We start from the raw sequence: 21,422 nt of genomic DNA, 5'->3' as shown, positions 1-21,422 counted from the left end.
GCTTCAAAATAATCAGCTTCTTCCTTTATAAAATTGTATTTTCCCCTTGGGGAAACGCACCTTATGGATTAAGAATATCAATAAAACAAATATGGTTCTTTGCTGTTAAGCTCACTGTATTTGTTTATTTAGCTCAAATACTTGGGTACGTAAAAAAAGGCAACCGCAACATTTCTGTTCGGTTGCCTTTTTATTATTTTAAACAAACTTTAATTATTCAGGTTGCAACCAGAGAGAAGCTATTTCCGAATCGACTTGAAGGACTCTGTCTGCTGTGTAATGCCCTTCTCCGCCGCAAAGCGCTCGATGCTGGATGCGCCAAAGAATCCATCGATACCCTTCGTTCTCTCAATGACATAAGCCGCATCCTCCGGCTCTGCAATGGGTCCACCGTGGCAAATAATCATGATTTCCGGGTTCACAGCCCGACCGGCTTCAATAATTGCCTCGATTCGTTCTACACAGTCGTCCAGTGTCAGCGCTGTTTTTGCACCAATGGAGCCCTTGGTCGTCAAGCCCATATGCGCAACCAAAATGTCAGCCCCTGCCTCCGCCATGGCCTTTGCCTGAGCAGGATCAAAAACATACGGAGTGGTCAACAGATCCAATTCATGGGCGATGCGGATCATTTCTACCTCCAGATCGTACCCCATACCGGTTTCCTCCAGGTTTTGTCTGAACACCCCATCAATTAAACCAACGGTTGGGAAGTTCTGAACACCGCTGAAGCCTTGCTCCTTCAGCTGCTTCAGGTATACCTCCATTATTCGAAAAGGGTCGGTGCCACATACCCCTGCCAGAACAGGCGTATGCTTGACGACGGGCAGTACCTCGGCTCCCATCTCAACAACTATTTGATTGGCATCACCATAGGAGAGCAAGCCAGCCAGTGAGCCGCGGCCCGCCATTCTGTACCGACCGGAATTGTATACGATTAACATATCTGCTCCGCCCGCTTCACTGCTCTTGGCTGTTATGCCTGTACCTGCCCCGACACCCAGTAGAATTTTACCCTGCTTTACCTCTTTCCTGAATTTGTCCATAATTTCTGATCTGTTCAGCTTATTCATTTCGTATATCCTCCTTATTGGATTCATTAGGAATTTCATGCATGAGAGTGATCAGCTTTTGTGCTGCGGCCTCTGCAAAGGCCGGATCGTTGATGGTGCAATCCATTTCAATCACTTCAACAATCGAGCGGTCGACGTGCTGGCGCAGGGTATCAAACAACATTCGGTCTTCCTCCGGTCCGTAGAAAGGCTGCCCCTCCACATCGATTGCGGAAATACCTTTAAGCGGCAGCATGAGCACGGTGCTTTCTTTCGCCATATTCAGCTTCTCCGCAAGCTTCCTGCCAATCTGTTCATTCTCTTCCACCGTGGTTCTCATCAGGGTTACCGTCGGATTATGCTGATAAAACTTATGATCCTTGAATTTCTCCGGCACAGTATCTGTCGGCCCAAAATTGCACATGTCCAAGGCGCCCACCGAGATCACCTGCGGAATGCGATTGCGTCCTGCAGCCTCCAAGCGATTCGGCCCCGCATTCAAGACACCGCCGATGATTTCATCCGCCCACTCCGTCGTCGTCAAGTCCAATACCCCTTCAATGAATCCCGCTTCAATCAACGCCTCCATCGACTGCCCTCCGATGCCCGTGGCGTGGAACACGAGCACCTCGTAGCCCCGCTCCTCCAAATATTTTCTTGCCGCTGTGACACATGGTGTTGTCACTCCGAACATCGTGGCTGCAACCAGCGGTTTCTTATCCGGTTTGTGCGTATGCTCAAACTTGAGCATACCCGCCATCGCAAATAATGCATTTGTGAATATCTTCGTGGAAATTGAATTCAATCCTGCTACATCCACCACGGATGGAATCATGACAATATCACTCGTGCCTACGTATGGAGCTGTGTTGCCAGATGCAACGGTCGATACCATCACCTTCGGAACACCAATTGGCAGAGCTCTCATGGCTGGTGTGACCAGTGAGGTTCCGCCAGTGCCACCAAAGGAAATGATTCCGTCAAATTTACCCTGCTTGTATAACTGTGGTACCAGCTTTTTTAAGCCTATGGACAAAACCTCTGTAGCCAAAGCCCGATCCTTCTTTGCCGCAAGTTCCTCTATGACCATGCCTGCGGCGTGTGCGACTTCCCGATTGGACACATCCGGAACAAAGGACGGCTCGAATACGCCTGTATGGATCATCAAGGTTCCCAACCCAAGTTCCTCTGCAATGCTCTTAATGTAAAGATATTCATCACCCTTCGTATCAAACGTACCAATGATTGCGACGGTCTTCATTCCATGGCCTCCTCGTATGACTCATATAGAACAAAAGCTCGATCGCAGGCAGCAGGCTGATTTTTCTCTAACAGAAAAACCAGTACGATCGCTATAGCTTTATCATACTGGTCCTGTTTAGTTATGAAAACGCTTTTATGTTCTATGTTTTTGTGTTTAGGTTAGATCTGTACTGCTTGGGGGAATAGCCCTTAAGCTTTTTAAACATTTTGCTGAATTGAGCATAATTAGGATACCCTACCATGCCGGCCACATCGGATAATTGAAGCTGCGGTGCATGAAGAAGCGTAACGGCTTTATTTATGCGGAAGCTCACCAGATAAGTCTGAAAGCTGCAGCCAACTTCCTTTTTAAACAAGCTGCTCAAATAGCTGCGGGAAACATGAGCCACCTTGGCCAGATCCGAAAAAACAATTTCACTGTTGTAGTTTTGTGCTACATATTCTTTGACAAACTCAACGTAATCATAATGCTTGGTGATGCCTTTCAGCATTTTAACCATAAAATCGTCCTCATCCAGATTACCCAGGCGTTTAAAATCGCGAGTAATTGACATGATGGACTTCTCCGAAGGAATTCGTTCAAAAGCAGACCCGCCAATATAACCCATAATGTCTGTATTGTTGCTATACATGTACTGGACATCGACTGGCGTCTTGACCGGACCCCCGTAAATCATCTTGATCACATCCGGCTTAAGCTGGTTGCAGGTATCAAAAATACGCAACGCCTTTGATTTGGCCGCCTCTAAGGATACAACCTTCCGTGCGCCCAACAATCCGCCTTCAGTCAGACCGAGATGAGCACAGATTACATCTGCCCCCGCCTCAATCATTTGGGCTGCCTGAAGTTCATCAAATACAAACGCCACCGTAAACAACTCCTGTCGATGAGCCAGGCGTATGGCCTCAACTTCTATATCATAGCTGATCCCGTCTTCCTCCAGAGCCTCTCGGAACAACCCGTCCATCAAGCCGACTGTAGGGTAGTTGTTGACCCCCGAAAAGCCTCTTTCCTTGATTTCCTTCATGTATTCAGCCACTTCTATAGTTGGATCATTCGCATTCAGTCCAAAGAGTACGGGAGAATGCCTCACCAGCGGCACAATTTCTCTTGACGCAAAATCCATTACCATCTCATTACTGTTGCAAAACGGTAAAAATCCCGCCAGAGAGCTTCTTCCCATCTGGCGAAACCTGCCGGAGTTCAGCATTAATATAAAATCCGCTCCGCTCTGAGCTGCATACTTGGCTGTAATGCCTATGCCTGTCGAGACACCGATGATGTGATTACCCTCGCGCAGCTCTGATTGAAGACGCTCAAGTATGACTGTTCTGTTCAAGCCCCATCCGCTCCTCATCACAATTTAACAACTGTAGTTTTTGTCCCTCAATATTATTATTGTACCTTAAAGTTATGAAGCAATTGGTTAAGCGGAATCAAAAAAGCCGATCTCCCAGTTGGGAAATCGACCTGAAAAGAAGCTCTCATTCAATTGATTTCATTAAAGTGTGACGATAATCGGACCATTTTTAGTCAGGATAATCGTATGCTCCACTTGAGCTACATAGCTTTTTTCTGTAGCAAAGGTCCAATTGTCTTCTTTTTGGAATACTTCTTCTTCTAGGGTAGAGATAAATGGCTCGAAGGCAATAACCATGCCTTCCTTTAATAATTCATCATCCGAAGTATCGTTATAATTATAAATATGGTTAGGTGCTTCGTGTATATTACGTCCAACACCATGTCCTGTAAGGTTTTTAATAACCGTTAATTCATGCTGTCTAGCTGTTTGGAATACGGCTTTCCCAATTCCACTTTTTTTGGAACCGGGTTTTGCTTTTTTAAGGCCGGCTTCAAATGCTTCTTTAACGACATCACATATTTTCGTTAACACTTCTTCTCCTTCGCCTACTACAAACGAAATTCCTGTATCTGCGAAATAGCTGTTCTTGGAGCCAGAAACATCTATATTTACCAGATCTCCTTCATGAATAACCCGTTGCCCTGGAATACCATGTGCCACTTCTTCATTAACACTAATACAAGTAAAGCCAGGAAAATTATATTCACTTTTGGGAGCTGAAACTGCGCCTTCTTTCTCAAAAAGCTCCCCAGCTATATCATCAAGCTCCTTCGTCGTTATGCCAGGAATGGTTCTTTGCACCAACTCATCTCGAATTAAGGCAACAATTCTGCCAATTTCCTTCAAACCATTAAAGTCTTCTTCTGTTTTTGCAATCATTTTTCCTACCTCACTATCTTTAATCGTCAATTAACTGTATAAGCTGAAACACACATTAGATAATCATATCTAAAGGGGCAAAGCTTCGCAACTTTTTTTAAATCGTCGGTGCGTTAATGAAATGCCCTGTATATCCCCCTTTACTTTTTAGTTATGAAAAGACGTTTTTCGTGTTGTTCCTATAAGTATGCTTTTTGAAACATTAGGTGACTACATCGACGGGATCAAAGCATTCAAAAAATGCTTGTCTTTAACGGGTTGTGCTCTCCCAATAAGGGGCCAAATTGAACGATAAAACCTCAATGACTTCTTCAAACATTGTTTCGAATGAGCGATCCTGAGGGTTCCGGCTCCACTGCAATGCCGATCCGAATATGCCCCAACTGATAACGAGTGCCATGGCTTCCCATTTTTCTTGCGAAAAGTCCTTTGTCTGCACTTCATTTATTCGTTTAAGCAGGAGTCGATGAAGATCCTGATGCATCGCATTTTCAAACATGGCTTCAAACTGCTTGTCTCCTGGCGTACTACATTGTTTAAACTGCAAAAGAAAATCGAATATGGTTTGCATAAGGATTCGCAAATTGCCCTCATTACATCTTGCTTCTTCCGGCAGTTTCTCCCTTATCGTCATTTGGAATTTTTCCGTCATCCAATATTCTAGAAAGTCATATTTATCCTGAAAGTGCGCATAAAATGTTGTCCGATTTACGATTGCTTGATTCGTGATATCGTGCACAGAAATGGAATATACGTTTCTCTTTTTCCCAATCAGATCGTTAAAAGCCTGGACGAACAATTGACGGGTTCTTTTAACACGCGGATCCTGAGGATTAACCGACATTTCACGCCCCCTTTCTCTTGAACTCCACTAACAGACAAAAGGACAACAATGTTGGGAACACAACAAAAACAGCTTTTTGCAGGTTGTTCGCACAACTCAATCCTTTTATCTTTTGATTATGCGACTTATTCAACACGCACTTATACGATTATGATTGCACAAACAAAATCGTATAACAACTAACTTTTTTTGATTGGAAAACGAAAGGATGAGTGTAGAAATGATTGTTGTTACAGGAGCGAACGGAAAATTAGGTCGGAAAATCGTAGAGCAACTTCTCAAGCGTATTCCTGCCAGGGATATTGGTGTAAGTGTCCGTGATGTGAACGCTGCTCAGGATTTAAAAGAACGCGGAGTTCGTGTTCGGCAAGGACATTTCGATAATTCTGAAAGTCTCCTTCACACCTTTGAGGAAGCATCTCAAGTTCTCCTCATCTCCTCCCACTCCTTGGGAGAAGTGGCTGTTCGTCAGCATCAAGCCGCAATTGACTCGGCAAAGAAAGCCGGGGTTCGTCGACTGCTGTATACTAGTCAAATGTTTTCATCAGCAACGTCGCATTTTTCTCCCATGAACGTTCATGCTGCTACAGAAGAGTTACTAAAATCTTCCGGAATGGCTTACACGTCGCTGCGAAACGGCTTCTATGCCGCATCAGCGATAATGTGGATGGGTGACGCCTTGAAAACAGGGGAATTGATTGCTCCGGAAGATGGTCCTGTTGCCTGGACAACCCATTCCGACTTGGCTGAAGCCACAGCAGCAATCCTGACAGAACAGAGATATGAAGGTATCACTCCTAACCTTACGGCTTCCGAAGCGATTGATATGGATAGAATCGCTTCGATTGCTTCCAAGGTTTTGGATCGACCGATTCGGCGAATTGTCGTGTCCGATGATGAATATCGGAACCATTTGATATCCCGTGGACTTCCGGAACCAATGGTCGGCATGCTTACGGGAATGTTTCAGGCAAGTCGACAGGGAGATTTCTCGCATACCCATCCCGCTTTGGAAAACCTGATTGGCAGATCCCCAGTGAATTTTACGGATTTCTTTAAAAGTTCAATTTCTCAATAATACGTTTTCTCGTTTTATAACCAAAACCAAAGAGCCAAGCGGCACATATGCCGCCTAGCTCCTTGGTCATTTTAAAACATAACTCTACTTACTCAGCAAGGCATTGGCCTTCTTCGCCGCTTCAGCTACAGCTGCCTCTGCCGAAACGGAAGAATCAACAACCGCACGAAGAATCTCATTTTTGATCATCTCACCAATCTCTGGATACACCTTCTGCATTGGACGTGGACCGGCATATTCCAGTTGGTCAACCGCCACCTTGAACAGCGGCTTTTCCTCATAAAGCTTCTTCATTTCATCGCTCTCCACTGCACTGATGCGGCTAGGCAAATATCCGGTAAAGGAGCTTGCATAAATCGTTTGCTCTTTCGCAGTCATCCACTTGATGAACTTCCATGCTGCCTCCTGCTTTTCTGGAGACAGGCCAGAAGTCATAACCAGATTGGCACCGCCTGTCGGCACCCCATACGTATCATGCGCTGGCATATATGTCGTTCCCAACTCAAAGCCTTGATCTTCTGCAACCTTCATATTGTTTGTCAGGTCTGCAGTAGAGGAGAACATCATCGCTGAACGCTGATTGTGGAAATCCGTCTTCGCTTGCGTACCAGCATCATCCGTTGTACCAATGTTCATAATGCCTTCATGCTTCATTTTCAGCCACAGCTTCACAGGCTCAATTCCGGTTTCATTGTTGAACGCTGCGCTTTTTCCATCTTCACTGATCATCGTTCCTCCACTCTGTCTCACAAAAGCCTCATAGAACCAAATATCAACAGGCATTGAGATGCCGTAGCGCTGATCCTTGATCGTTAACTTGCGGGCATAATCTTCAAATTCCGCCCAATTCTTGGGTCCAGCTGGATCAAGTCCTGCCTCCTTCAGCATCGTACGATTAAAGTACAGGATCGGTGTGCTGCGTAAATAAGGGAGAGCATACAGTTTATCATTCACATAAGAATTTCCCATGAGCCCTTGAATGAAATCATCCATATCCAGCTGATCCTTTTCAACAAAAGAAGTCAACTCCTGCGTCATGCCCGATTCGGCAAACACACCAACTGAAGCAATTTCATTTTGCCATACTTCGGGGGCATTGCCCGCTGCGAATGCAGCCTGCGCTTTAGAATGCTGATCTGCGTACGTCCCCTGATATTCAGCCTTCACAACCACTTCATCTTGGGATTCGTTAAACATTTTGACCAAGTTCTCATTGTTCTCGGCAATTTTGTCTCCCCATGAGTACCAATATGTAATCTCTATGGGTTTGTTGGCCGTGCCATTCGAACTACCGGAAGCAGCATTATCGGTTGAACCAGCGGAGTTGGAATCACCGCAAGCAGTTACAGTAAGCGCAAGCGTTGCCGCTAACAAAATAGATGCAAATTTTTTCATGGATAAATCCTCCTATTAAATTAATTATTTTACACCCGAATAGACAAATGCTTTAATAATTTGACGTTGTCCAAATAAGAAAACAATCAGAATCGGAACGACCAAAATCATGTTTCCAGCCATTAGAATGTGCCAGGCAGCTCCTCCGTCCACCTCGCGCAGCTTAGAGATCCCAATCGGAAGCGTTCTTGCTGCATCGGAGGTTGTCATCACGAGCGGCCAGAAGTAATCATTCCAGTGTGCAATGAAGCTGAACAATGCAAAGGTGACCAGTGTTGGACGGGCCATCGGCACCATAATTCTGAGAATGATTTTCCATTCCGGCGTTTGGTCAAGCCGTGCCGCTTCAATAAGCTCTTCCTGTACTTGCATGAATGACTGCCTTAGCATGAATATGCCAAAGGCGCTGGAAGAGAAGGGAAGTATGAGTGCCAGCAAATTATTAATGAGTCCCCACTTGCTCATCAACAAATACACAGGCAGGAAAATGAGCTGACCCGGGATCATCAAGGTCACCATCGTTATCCCGAATAACAGCTTGTCTCCTTTGAAGGAGTACCTTGCAAAAGCATAGGCTGCCAATATAATGGTCGTGAATTGAAGAATGAGTATACTGACTGATACAACAACGCTATTCAGTAGATATTTCAAAAAAGGCCCTGATTCCCACGCCGCTTGGAAATTGCTCCACATCACCTTGGAGGGAATCCACTTGGGTGGAAAGATCACCGTCTCCGGGTAAGACTTCAATGATGTTGAAATCATCCATAGAAAAGGGATTGCAAAAATCGCAACCAAAACGATCGTGGCCGTAATATTCAGGATACGCAGCAACGACTTCCTTGCCATGACATTTCCCTTCCCCTCTCTATTGGTAGTGAACCTTGCGGCTCAGCAACTTGAAGTAGACTAGCGTAAGTAAACCAACGACAACGAGCAGGATCGCTCCCGCTGCCGAAGCGTAACCAATCTTGAAGTAACGGAATCCGTACTCGTAGATGTAAAAGACAAGTGTGTTCGTTGAATTGATCGGACCCCCATTGGTCATAATGGCAATGGTCTCAAACACCTGGAATGAACTGATCAAATTAATGATAATTAAGAAAAACAGGGTCGGCGAAAGCATGGGAAGCGTAATCTTGTAGAACTTCCGCCACCAATTGGCCTCGTCCAGAGCTGAAGCCTCATACACATCCTTAGGAATGCTTTGCAGACCAGCGATGAAGATGAGAGCATTGTAGCCCACGCCCTTCCAGACCGAAACAAGCACAAGCGACAGTAATGAACTGTCCGGGCTGCTCAGCCATGTCTGCTTGGGCAAGCCAACTATGTCCAGCAAAGCGTTAAGCAATCCGAATTTGGGGTCCATTAGCCACATCCACACCAGGGATACAGATACAAGTGAAACAATATGTGGACTAAAGAGTGCTCCCTGAACAAATCCGTACCATGCCCCTTCCCGATTCAGCCATATCGCTAGCAGAAGCGAAATTACAATGGATAAGGATACGGAAAGAAGCGTATAGTTCAAGGAGTTGCTCAGCACCTGAAGAAACTCATTATCCTTAAACAGCTCGACAAAGTTGTTAAAGCCGACAAACTCCTTGACCGGATTAATGAAATCCCAGTTGTAAAAGCTCAAGAAGATCATATAAAAGATCGGATAGATGAAAAAAATGGAGAACACTACGATGGAGGGAGCCACCATGGCATAGGGACGAAGCCTGGACCAAACCGTCATGAATAGTTCCCTCCCAGAACAATAAGCTCTTCAATTTCGGCCCGCTCATGCTGGCGGGCGCGCATACCGCCCCGGTCAAAATAGTACAGATCCTGCATAGACACGGAGATGTATACCTCGGAGGCTGACTCCAACGGCTTCAAAAAGCTCTTCACGGAGACAAGACCAAGCGCGGATTCCAGTTGATAGATGATTTCTGCACCCAGTGTCTCGCGTGTCAGGATACGAGCCGGGAACTGCAATTGTCCGGGCTGCGGCCTGTTCTCAGTCGTCATCGTTGCCTTCTCCGGACGGAAGCCAAGCTGCCCAATTTCGTCATGCAGCTGCCCATGTAGCAAAGGTAGGATTCGTTCACGATCAATTACATTCATCGGTGGTGTGCCGATAAACTGGGCTGTGAAAACATTATCCGGATCATCGTAGATTTTCATTGGACTATCCGCTTGTTGAATACGTCCTTTGTTCATGATGACGATACGATCTCCCATCGACATGGCCTCAACCTGGTCATGAGTAACAAAGACAAAGGTTGCACCTAGCCGTTTGTGAAGCTGAATTAACTCCGTTCGCATCTGATGGCGAAGCTTGGCATCCAAATTGGACAATGGCTCGTCCATCAGGAAGACCCCTGGATTCTTAACCATGGCCCGGGCTAAGGCAACCCGCTGCCGCTGACCTCCGGACAGAGCCTGCGGCTTCTTATGCAAATATTCGGCTAGACCGACGACCTCGGTGATCTCCTTAACAAGACGCTCCCGCTCCGTTCGAGGCACCTTACGGTTCACTAAGCCGAATTCGATATTTTCCTTGACCGTCATCATTGGATAAAGTGCATAGTTTTGAAATACCATGGCAATATTTCGCTTGCCTGGCTCCACTCCATTGACACAATGGTCTCCGATCCAAATTTCGCCGGCCGACTCCTTATCAAGCCCTGCGATCATGCGGAGTGTCGTCGATTTTCCACAGCCGGACGGGCCAACCAATACCGTAAATGACCCATCCTCAATGGTCAGATTGAGACCTTCGATGACTTTATCCTGCTTGAAGCTTTTTTCAATCTGCTTCAGTACAATTTGTGCCAAGCCAATCCCTCCTTCTTCTTCCATTATTGTGCGGCCGACGTTAATTGAACGGTTAACAGAAGGTCGCTCTCTTCTCCCAGCGCATCAGCTACAGGACCAAAGCCAGGCGTATCACGACAAAAGCTCTGAATATCATGATTAAGATCAGCATCCTGTATAAGCCGATGAGTTATGGTTACCTCGCCCTCATGAACGTCAATAACGCGGTATGCTGGCACATCAAGACAAGCTGCGGTCTGTACATAATGCCAATTTCCTTGCTTCACGATTGAGTTCATGTGATTATGCCCGCAAAAATAGATGCCACCTTCAGGCCGACTATTGATCATGTCTTTTAGTTCATCCTGAGGACGAATGTACAGCTTATCGAGCGTCGAGCGCGCAGTTGTATCAAATACCGGATGATGCCCAAAAAGCAGAACCTGCTTCTGATGAGAATCGGTAAGCTGAGCTTTAAGCCATGTCAGCTGCTCTTCGTTCAACTCTCCTCCCCAATCCGAACGGTTCATCTCCTTGGTCGTATCCAAAAAAATCAGTTTGGCGTGAGGCGTATCTATGGCTCGATAGCATGGCTGACCTGTAAATGTGGAAATTTCATGCTTTGGCAATGAATACGTATCATGATTGCCGAGAACATGAATGAAGTTCTTTTCACTTTTCGCAAGAATAGAGTAAATCGACCGGAGTTCCTGAGCTGTTCCTTCATGCGTTAAATCCCCAATAGAGATATGAAAGTCCGCCTCCTCCTTCAGAAAAGCCTTGAGCATATGCTCGTATGCCCGGACTCTTGCAGCTTTCACTTCTTCTGTCCCGTGACTCATGCTTGAATAGTGAAGATCGCCAAGTAACGCCAGACGCATAAACGCCACCTCCATCTTTTTTTGGTCACCTTGCCGCTTAAGCCTTCTCCACCTGCAACACATTTGAAGTCTTTGAATGGACCTGCTGCTCCATGATGCATTCGTTGAGGGAAGGCCATATATAGTCCGGAACGATATCTGTCTTTGCGATATCCTCTCTTGATGAGATGCCCGTAAGCACGAGCGCAGTCTTCATCCCATTCTGTTGTCCAAATAAAATGTCTGTTTCCAGCCGATCGCCTATCATGAGACATCTGCTGCTGTCCACATCCAAAAGCTGGAGTGCCTTCTCTGCATAATAGCGAGAGGGCTTGCCAATCACGACCGATGCTTTCTGCTGGCTAGCCGCCTCGATTGAGCTTAGAATGGCTCCGGTGTCCGGGATGATATCCCCTGGAACGGGGCAGCAATTGTCCGGATTCGTTGCGAGCAGAGCTGCTCCATGGCGCACTGCTTTTGCCGCCCGATGGAGCTTATCGTAATGAAATTTCCGATCCATTCCGACTAACACATGCGTGGATTGATTCGGATCCTCGGTAATTGCTATCCCGATTGCTCGAAGTTCTCTCCGCAAAGCCTCCTCCCCTACAACCAGCACCTTGGCGTCCGGCGCATGCTCTGCAAAATACATTCCCGACACATAGCCGGCGGTCAGAATTTCATCAGGCTGGCACGAAATGCCCAAACTCAGCAGCCGCTTGTAGCAATCCTCCTTGGTAAGAACAGGAGTATTGGTAAGGAACAACAGACGTTTGCCTCGTGACCGCAGGCTGCTTATAAAGCGATTTACACCAGGCAGTCTCATCTGGCCAATATAGATTGTTCCGTCCAAATCAAAGCAATAAGCATCATAAGCATATAAATCCTCCATAACCGTACGTTTGCCCGCTCACAATGAGCTGGACAACTCCAATACATCTATGAAGCATTCCAGTTCGTCTGTACAGACCCATACGGACGGATACTCCTGAAATTTCTTCATGACGGAAGTCTCATTAATTGTCCAAGCCATCAGTTGAATTCCTAATTCTTTACATTGATGAATGTAATGATCGGTCACAAAGGCATGGTGTATGGATAAGAATGTCGCCCCCATTTCTTGAGACCAGTCAAGAATAGCCTTCGAACAGCCAAAGGTGATGAGACCGATGCGTACATCGCCTGAACGTTGCCTGATTTTCTCCAGGGCATCAAAATCAAATGACGTAATGACCACCTGATTCAGCATGCCGAATTCCTCAATCACTTCAAGAACCCTTTCCTCCAGCTGAGGATAATAGTTTCCCATCTGCTTCAGCTCAATGTTAAGTTGAATCTTACCCTTTAAAGTTCGCAGTACCTCTTCCAGGGTTGGAATATGCTCCGCTTGCTCCATTTCTAAAGATTGCAGCTCCGAAGCTGTGTAATCGACCACCCTGCCCGTTCCATTGGTCATACGGTCAAGTGTATGGTCATGAATGACAACTGGAATTCCATCCTTGCTGAGATGAACATCGAGTTCCAGATGTGTGAACCCAAGCTCTACCGCCTTTAAAAAGGAGGAAATCGTATTTTCAGGATACTTTTTTGGATAACCGCGATGAGCAACTCCTTGAATCATCATGTTTTGTTACCTCCTGTTTGTATTTTTTGGACAACACAAAAAACCCAGCAGCAAATCACCCTCCTTCAACATCAAGGTTGTATTGATTTACTTACCACCGGGTTTTCTCGTCGTCTCCACCCAAGGATAAATGTATGAAATTAATTCCAGAATTTCTCGTGTCCTACGGAAACAAAATCTGCTCCGCTCTTTAATGCTTGTTGTATTTCTTCCTCGTGCCGGATAAGGCCTCCCACAATCAAAGGCTGTGTAATGCGTTCTTTCAGTTCTTGAATGACTCGAGGCATAAGCCCTGGCATCAATTCAACCTCATCCGGCTTGTAGCTCATAATCATACGAACCGCAGTCGTTATTGCTGCCGTATCAATGGCGAATATGCGCTGGATGCTTAAGATGCCTGCTTGCTTCGCGGCAGAAACCGCGTTGCTCTTCGTCGTTACGATTCCGTCTACTTTGAACACATCAGCAAGATATTGAATGGCAGAGGCATCTCGTCCAATACCGGATACCATCTCCGTATGCACATATACCTGTTTACCGCTTTGATGCAGACTGTCTATGATCGAACCAAGATTGGTTATGTTCCCTGTCATCAAAATCACTCGTTTCACATCGCTTGCTATCGCTTGTGAAATCTGTTCATCTACCGTGATGGAGGCTATGATCGGATAATTCTTCATGAGTCTGTCCTCATTCCCTCGTTTGTCATCTTAAATGTTATAGCGTAAATATTCGTGATGTATCATCTTTATGTAAACGGGTTGTTAATTTCAGGTTATCTATTGGAACGATCATCGTTTCAAAAAATAAGCCGCTAAATGCTTTGCACTTAGCGGCTCTCTACTAACAGAACACTTGCTCATCTACAGTTTTCTAGTTATTAATGATTCTGCAAAGTGGTACGGTAATCATGCTCTTCTGCACCCCGTCTATATCTTTGCCTTCTCCTCCTCTGCCATCGACCGGATGTAGAAAGCACCCAGCACCGAGCAGAGCAGGAATGAGAAGAACGCGATCGCTGCGGCTTGTTCACGCTCCTGAAAGACGCTGAACACCTGCTGCATGGAGACACCCAGCATCTGCGGAGAATTGGCTCCGATGAGGTAGGGCGCGGTGAACGAGCCAATCACTCCCATGAAGACAAAGGTCAGGGCGACAAGAAATGTCTTGTACGACAGCGGGAAAATGAACCGTGTAAACAGCGTCAGTTTGCCTACGCCCACATCCTTAGCACTCTCAATAACCGACGAAGGAATGCCCGAGAGCGCGGAACTGAGCAGCATCGTCGTAAATGGAATGTTAAACCATAAGTTTGCGATGATGATTCCTTTTTCGTCAAAAATGATGCGCGGCAGCGTAATCCCGACCACCTCAAGCATACGGGCAAGCCAGCCGTGGTTACCAAGCAGGTTGATCAGGCCGTAGGTGGCGATGACACCAGGGATAAACAGCGGGATCATGTACGTTTTACGAATCAGATTGACAATTGGCCCCTGGTTGAAGCGCATGTAAATCGCCAGCGTGTAGCTTACCAATATCACGGCAACACACGTTATGGCGGTCACCCGAAGCGTAAATACGATATTGCTCCGCATCCCCTTATCCGTGAACAGATACGTATAGCGGCTCAGATCGTATCCGCCCGAACCGTTACTCAGGCTCATGATAAAGGATTGCACGATCGGGATAATAACGACGATCAGCAGGATGGCGAAGGAGGGGAGCACCATCGCTAGGCCTGTAATCGACTGTCTGGCTTCCTTACTCATTTTGCGGCAACGTCGCTCTGCCAGCGTTTGTTAATCTCCGTGCCCAGATCCCCGATGTTGAACGTGCGGAAGCCTTCGGCCACACCGTCGAACTTATCTTGCATTTCCTGCGACATGTTGGAGAGCTCAATACCCGGGAAGCCGTTCATTTTGTCCACGATGACCTCCTGTGCTTCGGGGGACAGGACGAAATTCAGGAACTCGTTGATTGCTTCCTTCTTGTCTGACTCCTGGTTGACCATCAGGTAAGTCGGCCCACCGTTGAATCCCGGAGTTATCTGCTGCATCTTGATCGTATCTGGCAACAAGCCTTCGTTCAGCTGCTGCAGCACCATGTCTGACCAAGCTGGAATTAAGGATACTTCACCATTCATCAACAGATCCAGTGTGCCCTGGTTTTTCTTCGGATAGATACCCTTTCCGTAAACATACGGTCCGATCTCTTTGAGGGTATCAAAGCCGCCGTTCCACTTCTCCATCATTGCCGGATCAGAGTTGTGAATGTCTTCTTCTGGCAGATCCTTATAGACGATCGTCTGGACGAAAGAGCTGCCTGAACCGCCCGTTGACGGGTCGTTATACGCGAACTGCTCGGGATTGGCTTTGATCCACTCCAGCAGCTCGTCCAGTGTAGTTGGCGGATTAGAGATTTTACTGCTGTCATAGGCCAGAACAACGGCTGAAGAACGATACGGCACTGCGAAGTTGTTCACATCCTTCATCGTGTCCGCGTTGACTTTGCTCAGGTTCGGAATGTCTTTCTCGTTCAGCTGTGTCCAAATCCCGTCCTTTGTGCCCTGCGCGACGTAGTTGATACCGTCCTCGTACAGGTCGATATCTCCTGAGCCCTTGCCCGCCTTCTTAGCAGCCACGATCCGGTCGTAGGTCGGCTCAGCGCCGGTACCAGACGGGATGTAGACCAGATTCACGTCGATATCCGGATGCTCTTTCTCGAACATCGGCTCCAGTGAATCCCACAGGTCCTTGACGTTTTGTGAGCCAGTAAAATAGAAGTTAAAAGATACCGGATTACCCGACGCCGCAGCATTTCCATCGGTGGAACTGCTTGTATTCTCGCTTCCGCTTCCACACCCGGCCAGCAGTGACATGGACAATCCCACAACAGTCAACAATGATACAAATGGCTTCTTCAAACGCATATCATTCATCCTCCTCAGTTCGATTCAGCGACCGGGAATCCGGTCATTTTCGATATCGAGATCCCAACGTCTTTTCCTACCTGCAGCTGCTCAACGAATTCCTTGTTTAGAAAAGCACGTATGATGCCGAACTCCATCAGTTCCACGGTAACTTCCGCGTAATGTCCCAGAATCATCACCTGCTTGACCTTGCCTGCCAAAATACCTTCACCCATTGTGGTACTGCTCACCTGAACGTCTTCTGGCCGGACCGCCGCCGTCACCTGTCCGCTTAGCCCCTTCTCGTTCGGTAGGCTAAGACTTCCAATGTGTATGCTCTCCCCTTCCGCCACCCCCTTCAAGAAATTCATTTTGCCGATAAAACCGGCGACATACAAGGAAGCCGGCTCATCGTAAATCTTCTGCGGCTGAGCAATCTGCTCGATGTGCCCATGATTCATGACGATAATGCGGTCAGATAACGACAGTGCTTCTTCCTGATCATGCGTGACAAAGACCATCGTGAGACCCGTTTTCATTTGGATCTCGCGCAGTTCTTCGCGCATTTCGTGCCGCAGCTTGGCGTCCAGTGCCGAGAAGGGCTCGTCCAACAGCAGTACCGCCGGGTTGAGCAGCAAGGACCGAGCCAGCGCAACCCGCTGCTGCTGTCCGCCTGAAAGCTCGGCCGGATACTTCTTCCCGAAGCCCGACAGCCGGACCAGCTTGAGCGCATCCTCGACCGCCGTGCGGATCTCTGCCTTCGGCATTTTGCGGATCTTCAGGCCGAACGCCAGATTGTCGTATACCGACATATGCGACCACAGATTATAGCTCTGGAACACCATCGAGGTTGGCCGTTTCTCCGGTGGAAGCTGAATGACACTCTTCCCCTCGATCAAGATGTCACCGGAGTCCGGTTCCAGAAAACCCCCGATGCTCCGTAGCACGGTGGTTTTGCCGCACCCCGATGGACCCAGAAGGGTGACCAGCTCGCCTTTTTCGATATCAATGTTGATGCCGCTGACCCCGTCACCGGTTTTGTAGCGTTTGGCTAACTCTCGTACAGACAACTGCATGCTTCTGCCTCCCTTTGCCCCGGTATAGTGACCGAAACATTTTTATTTCATTTGAAAACCGCTCGCCAGAACGTCCGCGCTCACCAGCCGCTGGGCTGCTACCAGCAAGATAATGGTTGGCAGCGTCAGGATGATCGAGAATACGGCCCCGGCACTGCTCGGAAAATCGGAAATGATGGAGTACATGACGATTGGCATCGTTTTGTAATCGGGAATGCCAACCAGGAAGGTCCCCTGCGCTTCGTCGAGCGAATTCAGGAACGTGAAGATCGAAGCGACCACGATGCCCGGCATTGCCATTGGCAGTGTGATGCTGCGAAAAACTTTGAACGGGCTCGCCCCAACGTCTCGTGCCGATTCCTCCTGTGCACGGTGCACGTTGCGAAAAGCGGAAGTTGGAATCCAGGTCATGAACATCAACACGTTGATCATATGGATCAGCACAACACCGAGCAGCGTATTCATCAGTCCGATCCGGTAGAACAGGACTGCGATGGAGACGTACAACCCCATTTTCGGAAAGGCATGCGTCAGCAGGAACGAAAACAGAAACATCCGCTTCAGCGGAAACTGAAGTCTTGCGAAGGCGTACGCTGCCGGGATGCAAACGACGATAGACAGCAGAGTCACCAGGGTGGCAATGAGGAACGACAGTGAGATCGACGAGACGATATCGTCCTTCGCCAGCACGAACTCCCACCATTTGAAACCCCATACCTGGGGCAGAATGTCCGGATAATTCCACTTTTCGCTAAAAGCAAGCACCAGCAGGTTGACCAGCGGACCCGCGAAAAAAACGGCGAACACAGTCAGTAGCACAAACTCGATAATTCTTCTCGGGCCTACGTGTTTCCAGTACCACAACATGTCCCATCCTCCTTTCCATTTGTCGATTGACGAACGATCACTTCGCTTTCGTATTCAATCAGGCGCGGCACGCTCCCCTCGCCACTGATCAGGCGGTCCAGAATGGACACCGCGTCTCGGCCTATACCGGACGCATCCACACTGACAGTCGTCAGCGACGGGTGATACATCCCCGCCACTTCGGTATTGTCGTAACCCATTACGGACACTTCCTCTGGAATGCGGACGCCACGCTCCATCAGCAGTTTCATGGCGCCTAGTGCCAGCATGTCATTGGTGCTAAACAGAGCGCTATATCCTCCCTCCAGGAATGCCGCATAGTGCTCCTCCATCAGCTTCCGGCCTGAATCGAAACTGGATTCCGAAGACTCGACGACGGTAAACCCGTCCTGGCCGGAACAAACGCCGAGGGATTCGAGCCGCTTACGGAAGCCCGCCAGTCGCAATGAGTGGCTCCGATGCTCACCCGGTCCGGCGATGATGAAGAATTTGCGGTGTCCACACGCATACAGATGTTCTGCCGCCCGTTCTCCGCCGGCTTCGTCGTTGCTCACAAGATGTACCACATCCGGATCCTCGGTCGATCCGTTCACCATCAGGTAAGGGATATTGAAGTTCTTGACGTAATCGATGACGTTTTTCTGCAGCCTGCTGACCAGAATGAGTCCATCGACCCGCTGCTCCAGCATATAATCGGTGGAGCGCAGCGACATCTCCCGGTCAGTCTTCAGGAAGATCGAGTAGCCCAGTGCTTCAGCAGCCATCAGAATCTCGTCGATGATTCTGCCGTATAGTGTGTGGGATACGATCGGCAGCCTGTCGCGAAAAACGATGACTCCGATGTTGTGCGTCCGCTTCGCGACCATCGCTCGTGCGACGGCGCTCGGCTTGTAACGAAGCTGCTCGACCGCCTGAAGCACGCGTTCCCGGACTTCGGGACTCGCGTATCCATTTCCGGAGATGACCCGAGATGCGGTAGATTTCGATACACCGGCCAACTGTGCCAGCTCCCGCAGACTATGATTCAGTTTATTGTCCAATCCCTATTCTCCTCTGCACATTCCATTTCTCCCCGGACGGCGATCAGCTTCGCCGGATCGCGGGTTGTTATCGAATTGACGCCCAACTGCGCAAGTCGCCGCATGTCGTCCGCCTCCGTAACTGTCCAGACGTAGAGATCCAGACCATTCCGCTGTACGGCTTCCATTAGTTCTGGCCGCACTGCCTGATACGGTACGTTAAGCCCGAAGCAGCCGGCTTCGCGGCCTTCTGCACAGGCCTGGAGCATTGCCTCGTCGTAAGGCAGACTCCCGAAGCTTTGCATGTTCACATTAAGCAGCCTGCGGATGTGCGGAGCGTAGCGACCGGCTTTGACCGCCGTCCCATAATTGCAGCCGCTGAGAAACACCATTTCGGTCATACCCATCCGTTCGACCAGGGCGGACACGGGTTCCAGAGCACTGTCAGTTTTAATATCGAGATTCATGATTTTACCGGCTTCCCGGATCTGCTCAAGCACATCCTGAAGGGTTGGAATCGGCGCCGACAAGCTGGCGTTCAACTCTTTTAGCGTCATCTCTGCTAGGCTGCCGCGGCTTCCGTCCGCCAAAGGGATATCGTCGTCATGTGCGAGCACCGGTACGCCGTCCCGAGTCGACCGGATATCATCTTCGTAAATATCTGCGGCAAGTGTTAGAGCCGCATGAAGCGACTCATAAGAATGATCGGGATGACCCATGCAGCCAGTGTGGGCCGTGATCAGCGGAAATTTGTTCATCGCGGGTATCCTCCTGCTTCGAAATAGATCGCGTTGGTAAAGGCGATTCGTACATAAGCACCTTGCACGGTTCCCCACAACTCGGAGCGAATCCAACTGCGCGGAATATCAGGGGTGGACTCTGGCAATTGGGCTTCGAACTGCATCATCTGTCCGTCCGATGAAAAGGGGACTTCCAGGCTTAGTTCCTCGCCCAGATTGGAGCAAAGTTTCAATCTGCAGACCTGCTTCGGCAGCGACCACAGTCCGGCGCGGACTGAGAAGTCCAGCGTCAAGTTCACCTGGATCGGCTGCGCTGTGGCTTCCAGTCTCTCGACTACCGATGGAACCGTGGAGCCGATTGGATAGTAAGCACCTCCAGCATTTAGCTTCAAGGTCAGCAGAGGACCTATGGTTACGCAAGCGCGCCCTTCCCGCAGCGCCTGAATCAGGGTTTCTTCATGTAAGGGTAGGGATGCCGAATCACCACTCTCCTCAACTGCGTTGTCCTCGATGCCGAGGTATGTGACCGATATCGGCTCTTCCGTTTCAACCTGCGCATGCCAGTCCCGGCCCGAAGTGGCGGCGATCCGATACCCTTCATTCAGCTTTTGTGTCCACAGATCAAATGCCCGCCGATTGTTCGTTTGGATGGAAGGGAACGTTCCAGACCAGACTTCGATATAATCCACGACGGACCAATTTCCGATCTCGTATTCCCAGAAGCACCCGGTACAGGCCGGACTGCCGATGCGAAACGGATGGGCAAGCCCGGCAATTCCACCGAGCCGATGTACGGCTTCAATCCCCTCATCGATCCTGTCCCGATCTACTTGACGCCAGTCGGCAAAAGCGCTTAATCCTATCGTCACCATATGACCGTAAAAGGTCGTCCACTCCATGCCGGGAATAATTCGCAGTCCGTATTTCCGCTCCAGTTCTTCTTTGCCAATCAGGCCGGACATCGTGTTATGGTCGGTTAGCGCGATGGCGTCGAAGCCCAGATTGGCCGCCCCTGACGCCAGCTCCTCCAGCGTCTGGCTGCCGTCGCTATGCAGCGTATGTGTATGCAGTTCGCAGGCGAGCCATTTCATATCGTGTCCTCCTCCGTCGTCCAGATTTGCAGCCGGTAATCGCAAGTATCTGTCACGATACAGTGCAAGCTGAGTGTGACGCTCCATGAGCCGGGAACCAGCTCACCCGGCATGAGGCCGGGTGAAGCATCTCGCTCCGATACGAACAGCTCCTGCACCTCATCCTGGCGGTGGCACGCTCCGCGATATCCCCGCGCGTCGTCCAGCGAGAGAGTGATCAAATTTTTCAGGGGGAGGTGCCTGTTGGCATTCTCCATTGCGAATTCCCGATTTTCCGGCAAAATGTATAAGTCATAACTATTCTTAAGTAGCTGCAGCGCCTTCTCCCGATTCTCGAGCGTCTTCGGCGCATATTGTAATCGCAGGTTCAGCTTCCCACAGCCCTCGTCTAACTCAAAAGGAATGCGGATATGTGTCTTTGAATCCTCAGGAGACGCATATCCTTGTAGATCCAGCAGCTCCATTACGCCGCACCGCCTTTCATCTTTTCGTTGTCTTCGCACGGCTTTCGTGATGCAAAGTTGGATGAGTGTGGGACCGTTCCCACATCTATCACTTAT

General features: G+C 48.7%; 22 protein-coding genes. 1 reads left to right on the top strand and 21 read right to left on the bottom strand.

Going from position 1 to position 21,422, the window contains the following annotated elements; all coding sequences use genetic code 11:
* Nucleotides 1–239: 239 nt before the first annotated feature.
* The 5 genes from P364_RS0127870 to P364_RS0127850 form a co-directional block, all read right to left on the bottom strand.
* Entirely contained in the window at nucleotides 240–1,070 is an 831-nt protein-coding gene (locus P364_RS0127870) for a phosphoenolpyruvate hydrolase family protein (protein WP_024633315.1), read from the bottom strand.
* Nucleotides 1,063–2,310: a Tm-1-like ATP-binding domain-containing protein gene (locus P364_RS0127865; RefSeq protein ID WP_024633314.1), complete on the bottom strand. Its 1,248-nt coding sequence runs from the start codon at nucleotides 2,308–2,310 to the stop codon at nucleotides 1,063–1,065. The genes P364_RS0127870 and P364_RS0127865 overlap by 8 nt, the downstream gene beginning before the upstream one ends.
* A gap of 142 nt (nucleotides 2,311–2,452) precedes the next feature.
* Nucleotides 2,453–3,652 (bottom strand): phosphoenolpyruvate hydrolase family protein, encoded by a 1,200-nt coding sequence (locus P364_RS0127860; protein ID WP_024633313.1) that lies wholly within the window; start codon nucleotides 3,650–3,652, stop codon nucleotides 2,453–2,455.
* Nucleotides 3,653–3,814: 162 nt separating this feature from the next.
* Complete coding sequence (gene map, locus P364_RS0127855; protein WP_024633312.1) at nucleotides 3,815–4,555, bottom strand: type I methionyl aminopeptidase; 741 nt, start codon at nucleotides 4,553–4,555, stop codon at nucleotides 3,815–3,817.
* Between the two features lie 250 nt (nucleotides 4,556–4,805).
* On the bottom strand, nucleotides 4,806–5,399 hold the full coding sequence (locus P364_RS0127850; protein WP_024633311.1) for a TetR family transcriptional regulator: 594 nt from the start codon (nucleotides 5,397–5,399) through the stop codon (nucleotides 4,806–4,808).
* A gap of 220 nt (nucleotides 5,400–5,619) precedes the next feature.
* Between P364_RS0127850 and P364_RS0127845 the strand changes: the two genes are divergently transcribed.
* The gene (locus P364_RS0127845) at nucleotides 5,620–6,477 is read left to right on the top strand and encodes an SDR family oxidoreductase (RefSeq protein WP_024633310.1); all 858 of its coding nucleotides are present in this window, start codon (nucleotides 5,620–5,622) and stop codon (nucleotides 6,475–6,477) included.
* A gap of 84 nt (nucleotides 6,478–6,561) precedes the next feature.
* Here the strand turns inward: P364_RS0127845 and P364_RS0127840 are convergent, their stop codons facing one another.
* From P364_RS0127840 to P364_RS0127765, 16 genes are all read right to left on the bottom strand, one after another.
* Nucleotides 6,562–7,872 (bottom strand): ABC transporter substrate-binding protein, encoded by a 1,311-nt coding sequence (locus tag P364_RS0127840; RefSeq protein ID WP_024633309.1) that lies wholly within the window; start codon nucleotides 7,870–7,872, stop codon nucleotides 6,562–6,564.
* A gap of 24 nt (nucleotides 7,873–7,896) precedes the next feature.
* Nucleotides 7,897–8,721, bottom strand: coding sequence for a carbohydrate ABC transporter permease (locus P364_RS0127835; protein ID WP_024633308.1), 825 nt, complete (start codon nucleotides 8,719–8,721; stop codon nucleotides 7,897–7,899).
* A gap of 19 nt (nucleotides 8,722–8,740) precedes the next feature.
* Nucleotides 8,741–9,613: a carbohydrate ABC transporter permease gene (locus tag P364_RS0127830; RefSeq protein WP_024633307.1), complete on the bottom strand. Its 873-nt coding sequence runs from the start codon at nucleotides 9,611–9,613 to the stop codon at nucleotides 8,741–8,743.
* Nucleotides 9,610–10,698, bottom strand: coding sequence for an ABC transporter ATP-binding protein (locus P364_RS0127825; RefSeq protein ID WP_024633306.1), 1,089 nt, complete (start codon nucleotides 10,696–10,698; stop codon nucleotides 9,610–9,612). The genes P364_RS0127830 and P364_RS0127825 overlap by 4 nt, the downstream gene beginning before the upstream one ends.
* Before the next feature lie 23 nt (nucleotides 10,699–10,721).
* Nucleotides 10,722–11,558 (bottom strand): metallophosphoesterase family protein, encoded by an 837-nt coding sequence (locus P364_RS0127820; protein WP_024633305.1) that lies wholly within the window; start codon nucleotides 11,556–11,558, stop codon nucleotides 10,722–10,724.
* A gap of 37 nt (nucleotides 11,559–11,595) precedes the next feature.
* The gene (locus P364_RS0127815) at nucleotides 11,596–12,429 is read right to left on the bottom strand and encodes an HAD-IIA family hydrolase (protein ID WP_024633304.1); all 834 of its coding nucleotides are present in this window, start codon (nucleotides 12,427–12,429) and stop codon (nucleotides 11,596–11,598) included.
* Nucleotides 12,430–12,447: 18 nt separating this feature from the next.
* A complete protein-coding gene (locus tag P364_RS0127810) occupies nucleotides 12,448–13,161 on the bottom strand; it encodes a glycerophosphodiester phosphodiesterase (RefSeq protein ID WP_024633303.1) in 714 nt (237 codons plus the stop codon).
* 140 nt (nucleotides 13,162–13,301) lie between these two features.
* Nucleotides 13,302–13,841 (bottom strand): glycerol-3-phosphate responsive antiterminator, encoded by a 540-nt coding sequence (locus P364_RS0127805; RefSeq protein WP_024633302.1) that lies wholly within the window; start codon nucleotides 13,839–13,841, stop codon nucleotides 13,302–13,304.
* A 249-nt stretch (nucleotides 13,842–14,090) separates the two neighbouring features.
* Nucleotides 14,091–14,930: an ABC transporter permease gene (locus P364_RS0127800; protein WP_024633301.1), complete on the bottom strand. Its 840-nt coding sequence runs from the start codon at nucleotides 14,928–14,930 to the stop codon at nucleotides 14,091–14,093.
* The gene (locus tag P364_RS0127795) at nucleotides 14,927–16,090 is read right to left on the bottom strand and encodes an extracellular solute-binding protein (protein WP_024633300.1); all 1,164 of its coding nucleotides are present in this window, start codon (nucleotides 16,088–16,090) and stop codon (nucleotides 14,927–14,929) included. Before P364_RS0127795 ends, P364_RS0127800 begins: the two co-directional genes overlap by 4 nt.
* Nucleotides 16,091–16,104: 14 nt before the next feature.
* On the bottom strand, nucleotides 16,105–17,145 hold the full coding sequence (locus P364_RS0127790; protein WP_024633299.1) for an ABC transporter ATP-binding protein: 1,041 nt from the start codon (nucleotides 17,143–17,145) through the stop codon (nucleotides 16,105–16,107).
* Between the two features lie 42 nt (nucleotides 17,146–17,187).
* Nucleotides 17,188–18,012, bottom strand: coding sequence for an ABC transporter permease (locus tag P364_RS0127785; protein ID WP_024633298.1), 825 nt, complete (start codon nucleotides 18,010–18,012; stop codon nucleotides 17,188–17,190).
* A complete protein-coding gene (locus P364_RS0127780; protein WP_024633297.1) occupies nucleotides 17,988–19,052 on the bottom strand; it encodes a LacI family DNA-binding transcriptional regulator in 1,065 nt (354 codons plus the stop codon). Before P364_RS0127780 ends, P364_RS0127785 begins: the two co-directional genes overlap by 25 nt.
* Entirely contained in the window at nucleotides 19,037–19,789 is a 753-nt protein-coding gene (locus P364_RS0127775) for a glycerophosphodiester phosphodiesterase (protein ID WP_024633296.1), read from the bottom strand. The genes P364_RS0127780 and P364_RS0127775 overlap by 16 nt, the downstream gene beginning before the upstream one ends.
* A complete protein-coding gene (locus tag P364_RS0127770) occupies nucleotides 19,786–20,862 on the bottom strand; it encodes a CehA/McbA family metallohydrolase (protein ID WP_024633295.1) in 1,077 nt (358 codons plus the stop codon). Before P364_RS0127770 ends, P364_RS0127775 begins: the two co-directional genes overlap by 4 nt.
* Nucleotides 20,859–21,365 (bottom strand): hypothetical protein, encoded by a 507-nt coding sequence (locus P364_RS0127765; protein ID WP_236642114.1) that lies wholly within the window; start codon nucleotides 21,363–21,365, stop codon nucleotides 20,859–20,861. The genes P364_RS0127770 and P364_RS0127765 overlap by 4 nt, the downstream gene beginning before the upstream one ends.
* Nucleotides 21,366–21,422: the final 57 nt, after the last annotated feature.

The sequence above is a fragment of the Paenibacillus sp. MAEPY2 genome, assembly GCF_000499205.1.
Classification (GTDB): domain Bacteria; phylum Bacillota; class Bacilli; order Paenibacillales; family Paenibacillaceae; genus Paenibacillus; species Paenibacillus vandeheii.
The sequence above is the reverse complement of the archived record's forward strand: the minus strand, read 5'-3'. Positions and strand labels throughout refer to the sequence as shown.

Bases quoted from the DNA above. Each gene is read 5' to 3' on its own strand.
- P364_RS0127865 (WP_024633314.1), bottom strand. From the start codon at position 2,310: ATGAAGACCGTCGCAATCATTGGTACGTTTGATACGAAGGGTGATGAA.
- P364_RS0127815 (WP_024633304.1), bottom strand. From the start codon at position 12,429: ATGGAGGATTTATATGCTTATGATGCTTATTGCTTTGATTTGGACGGA.
- P364_RS0127805 (WP_024633302.1), bottom strand. From the start codon at position 13,841: ATGAAGAATTATCCGATCATAGCCTCCATCACGGTAGATGAACAGATT.
- P364_RS0127850 (WP_024633311.1), bottom strand. From the start codon at position 5,399: ATGTCGGTTAATCCTCAGGATCCGCGTGTTAAAAGAACCCGTCAATTG.
- P364_RS0127820 (WP_024633305.1), bottom strand. From the start codon at position 11,558: ATGCGTCTGGCGTTACTTGGCGATCTTCACTATTCAAGCATGAGTCAC.
- P364_RS0127800 (WP_024633301.1), bottom strand. From the start codon at position 14,930: ATGAGTAAGGAAGCCAGACAGTCGATTACAGGCCTAGCGATGGTGCTC.
- map (WP_024633312.1), bottom strand. From the start codon at position 4,555: ATGATTGCAAAAACAGAAGAAGACTTTAATGGTTTGAAGGAAATTGGC.
- P364_RS0127770 (WP_024633295.1), bottom strand. From the start codon at position 20,862: ATGAAATGGCTCGCCTGCGAACTGCATACACATACGCTGCATAGCGAC.
- P364_RS0127795 (WP_024633300.1), bottom strand. From the start codon at position 16,090: ATGCGTTTGAAGAAGCCATTTGTATCATTGTTGACTGTTGTGGGATTG.
- P364_RS0127845 (WP_024633310.1), top strand. From the start codon at position 5,620: ATGATTGTTGTTACAGGAGCGAACGGAAAATTAGGTCGGAAAATCGTA.
- P364_RS0127785 (WP_024633298.1), bottom strand. From the start codon at position 18,012: ATGTTGTGGTACTGGAAACACGTAGGCCCGAGAAGAATTATCGAGTTT.
- P364_RS0127810 (WP_024633303.1), bottom strand. From the start codon at position 13,161: ATGATGATTCAAGGAGTTGCTCATCGCGGTTATCCAAAAAAGTATCCT.
- P364_RS0127870 (WP_024633315.1), bottom strand. From the start codon at position 1,070: ATGAATAAGCTGAACAGATCAGAAATTATGGACAAATTCAGGAAAGAG.
- P364_RS0127790 (WP_024633299.1), bottom strand. From the start codon at position 17,145: ATGCAGTTGTCTGTACGAGAGTTAGCCAAACGCTACAAAACCGGTGAC.
- P364_RS0127835 (WP_024633308.1), bottom strand. From the start codon at position 8,721: ATGGCAAGGAAGTCGTTGCTGCGTATCCTGAATATTACGGCCACGATC.
- P364_RS0127775 (WP_024633296.1), bottom strand. From the start codon at position 19,789: ATGAACAAATTTCCGCTGATCACGGCCCACACTGGCTGCATGGGTCAT.
- P364_RS0127830 (WP_024633307.1), bottom strand. From the start codon at position 9,613: ATGACGGTTTGGTCCAGGCTTCGTCCCTATGCCATGGTGGCTCCCTCC.
- P364_RS0127840 (WP_024633309.1), bottom strand. From the start codon at position 7,872: ATGAAAAAATTTGCATCTATTTTGTTAGCGGCAACGCTTGCGCTTACT.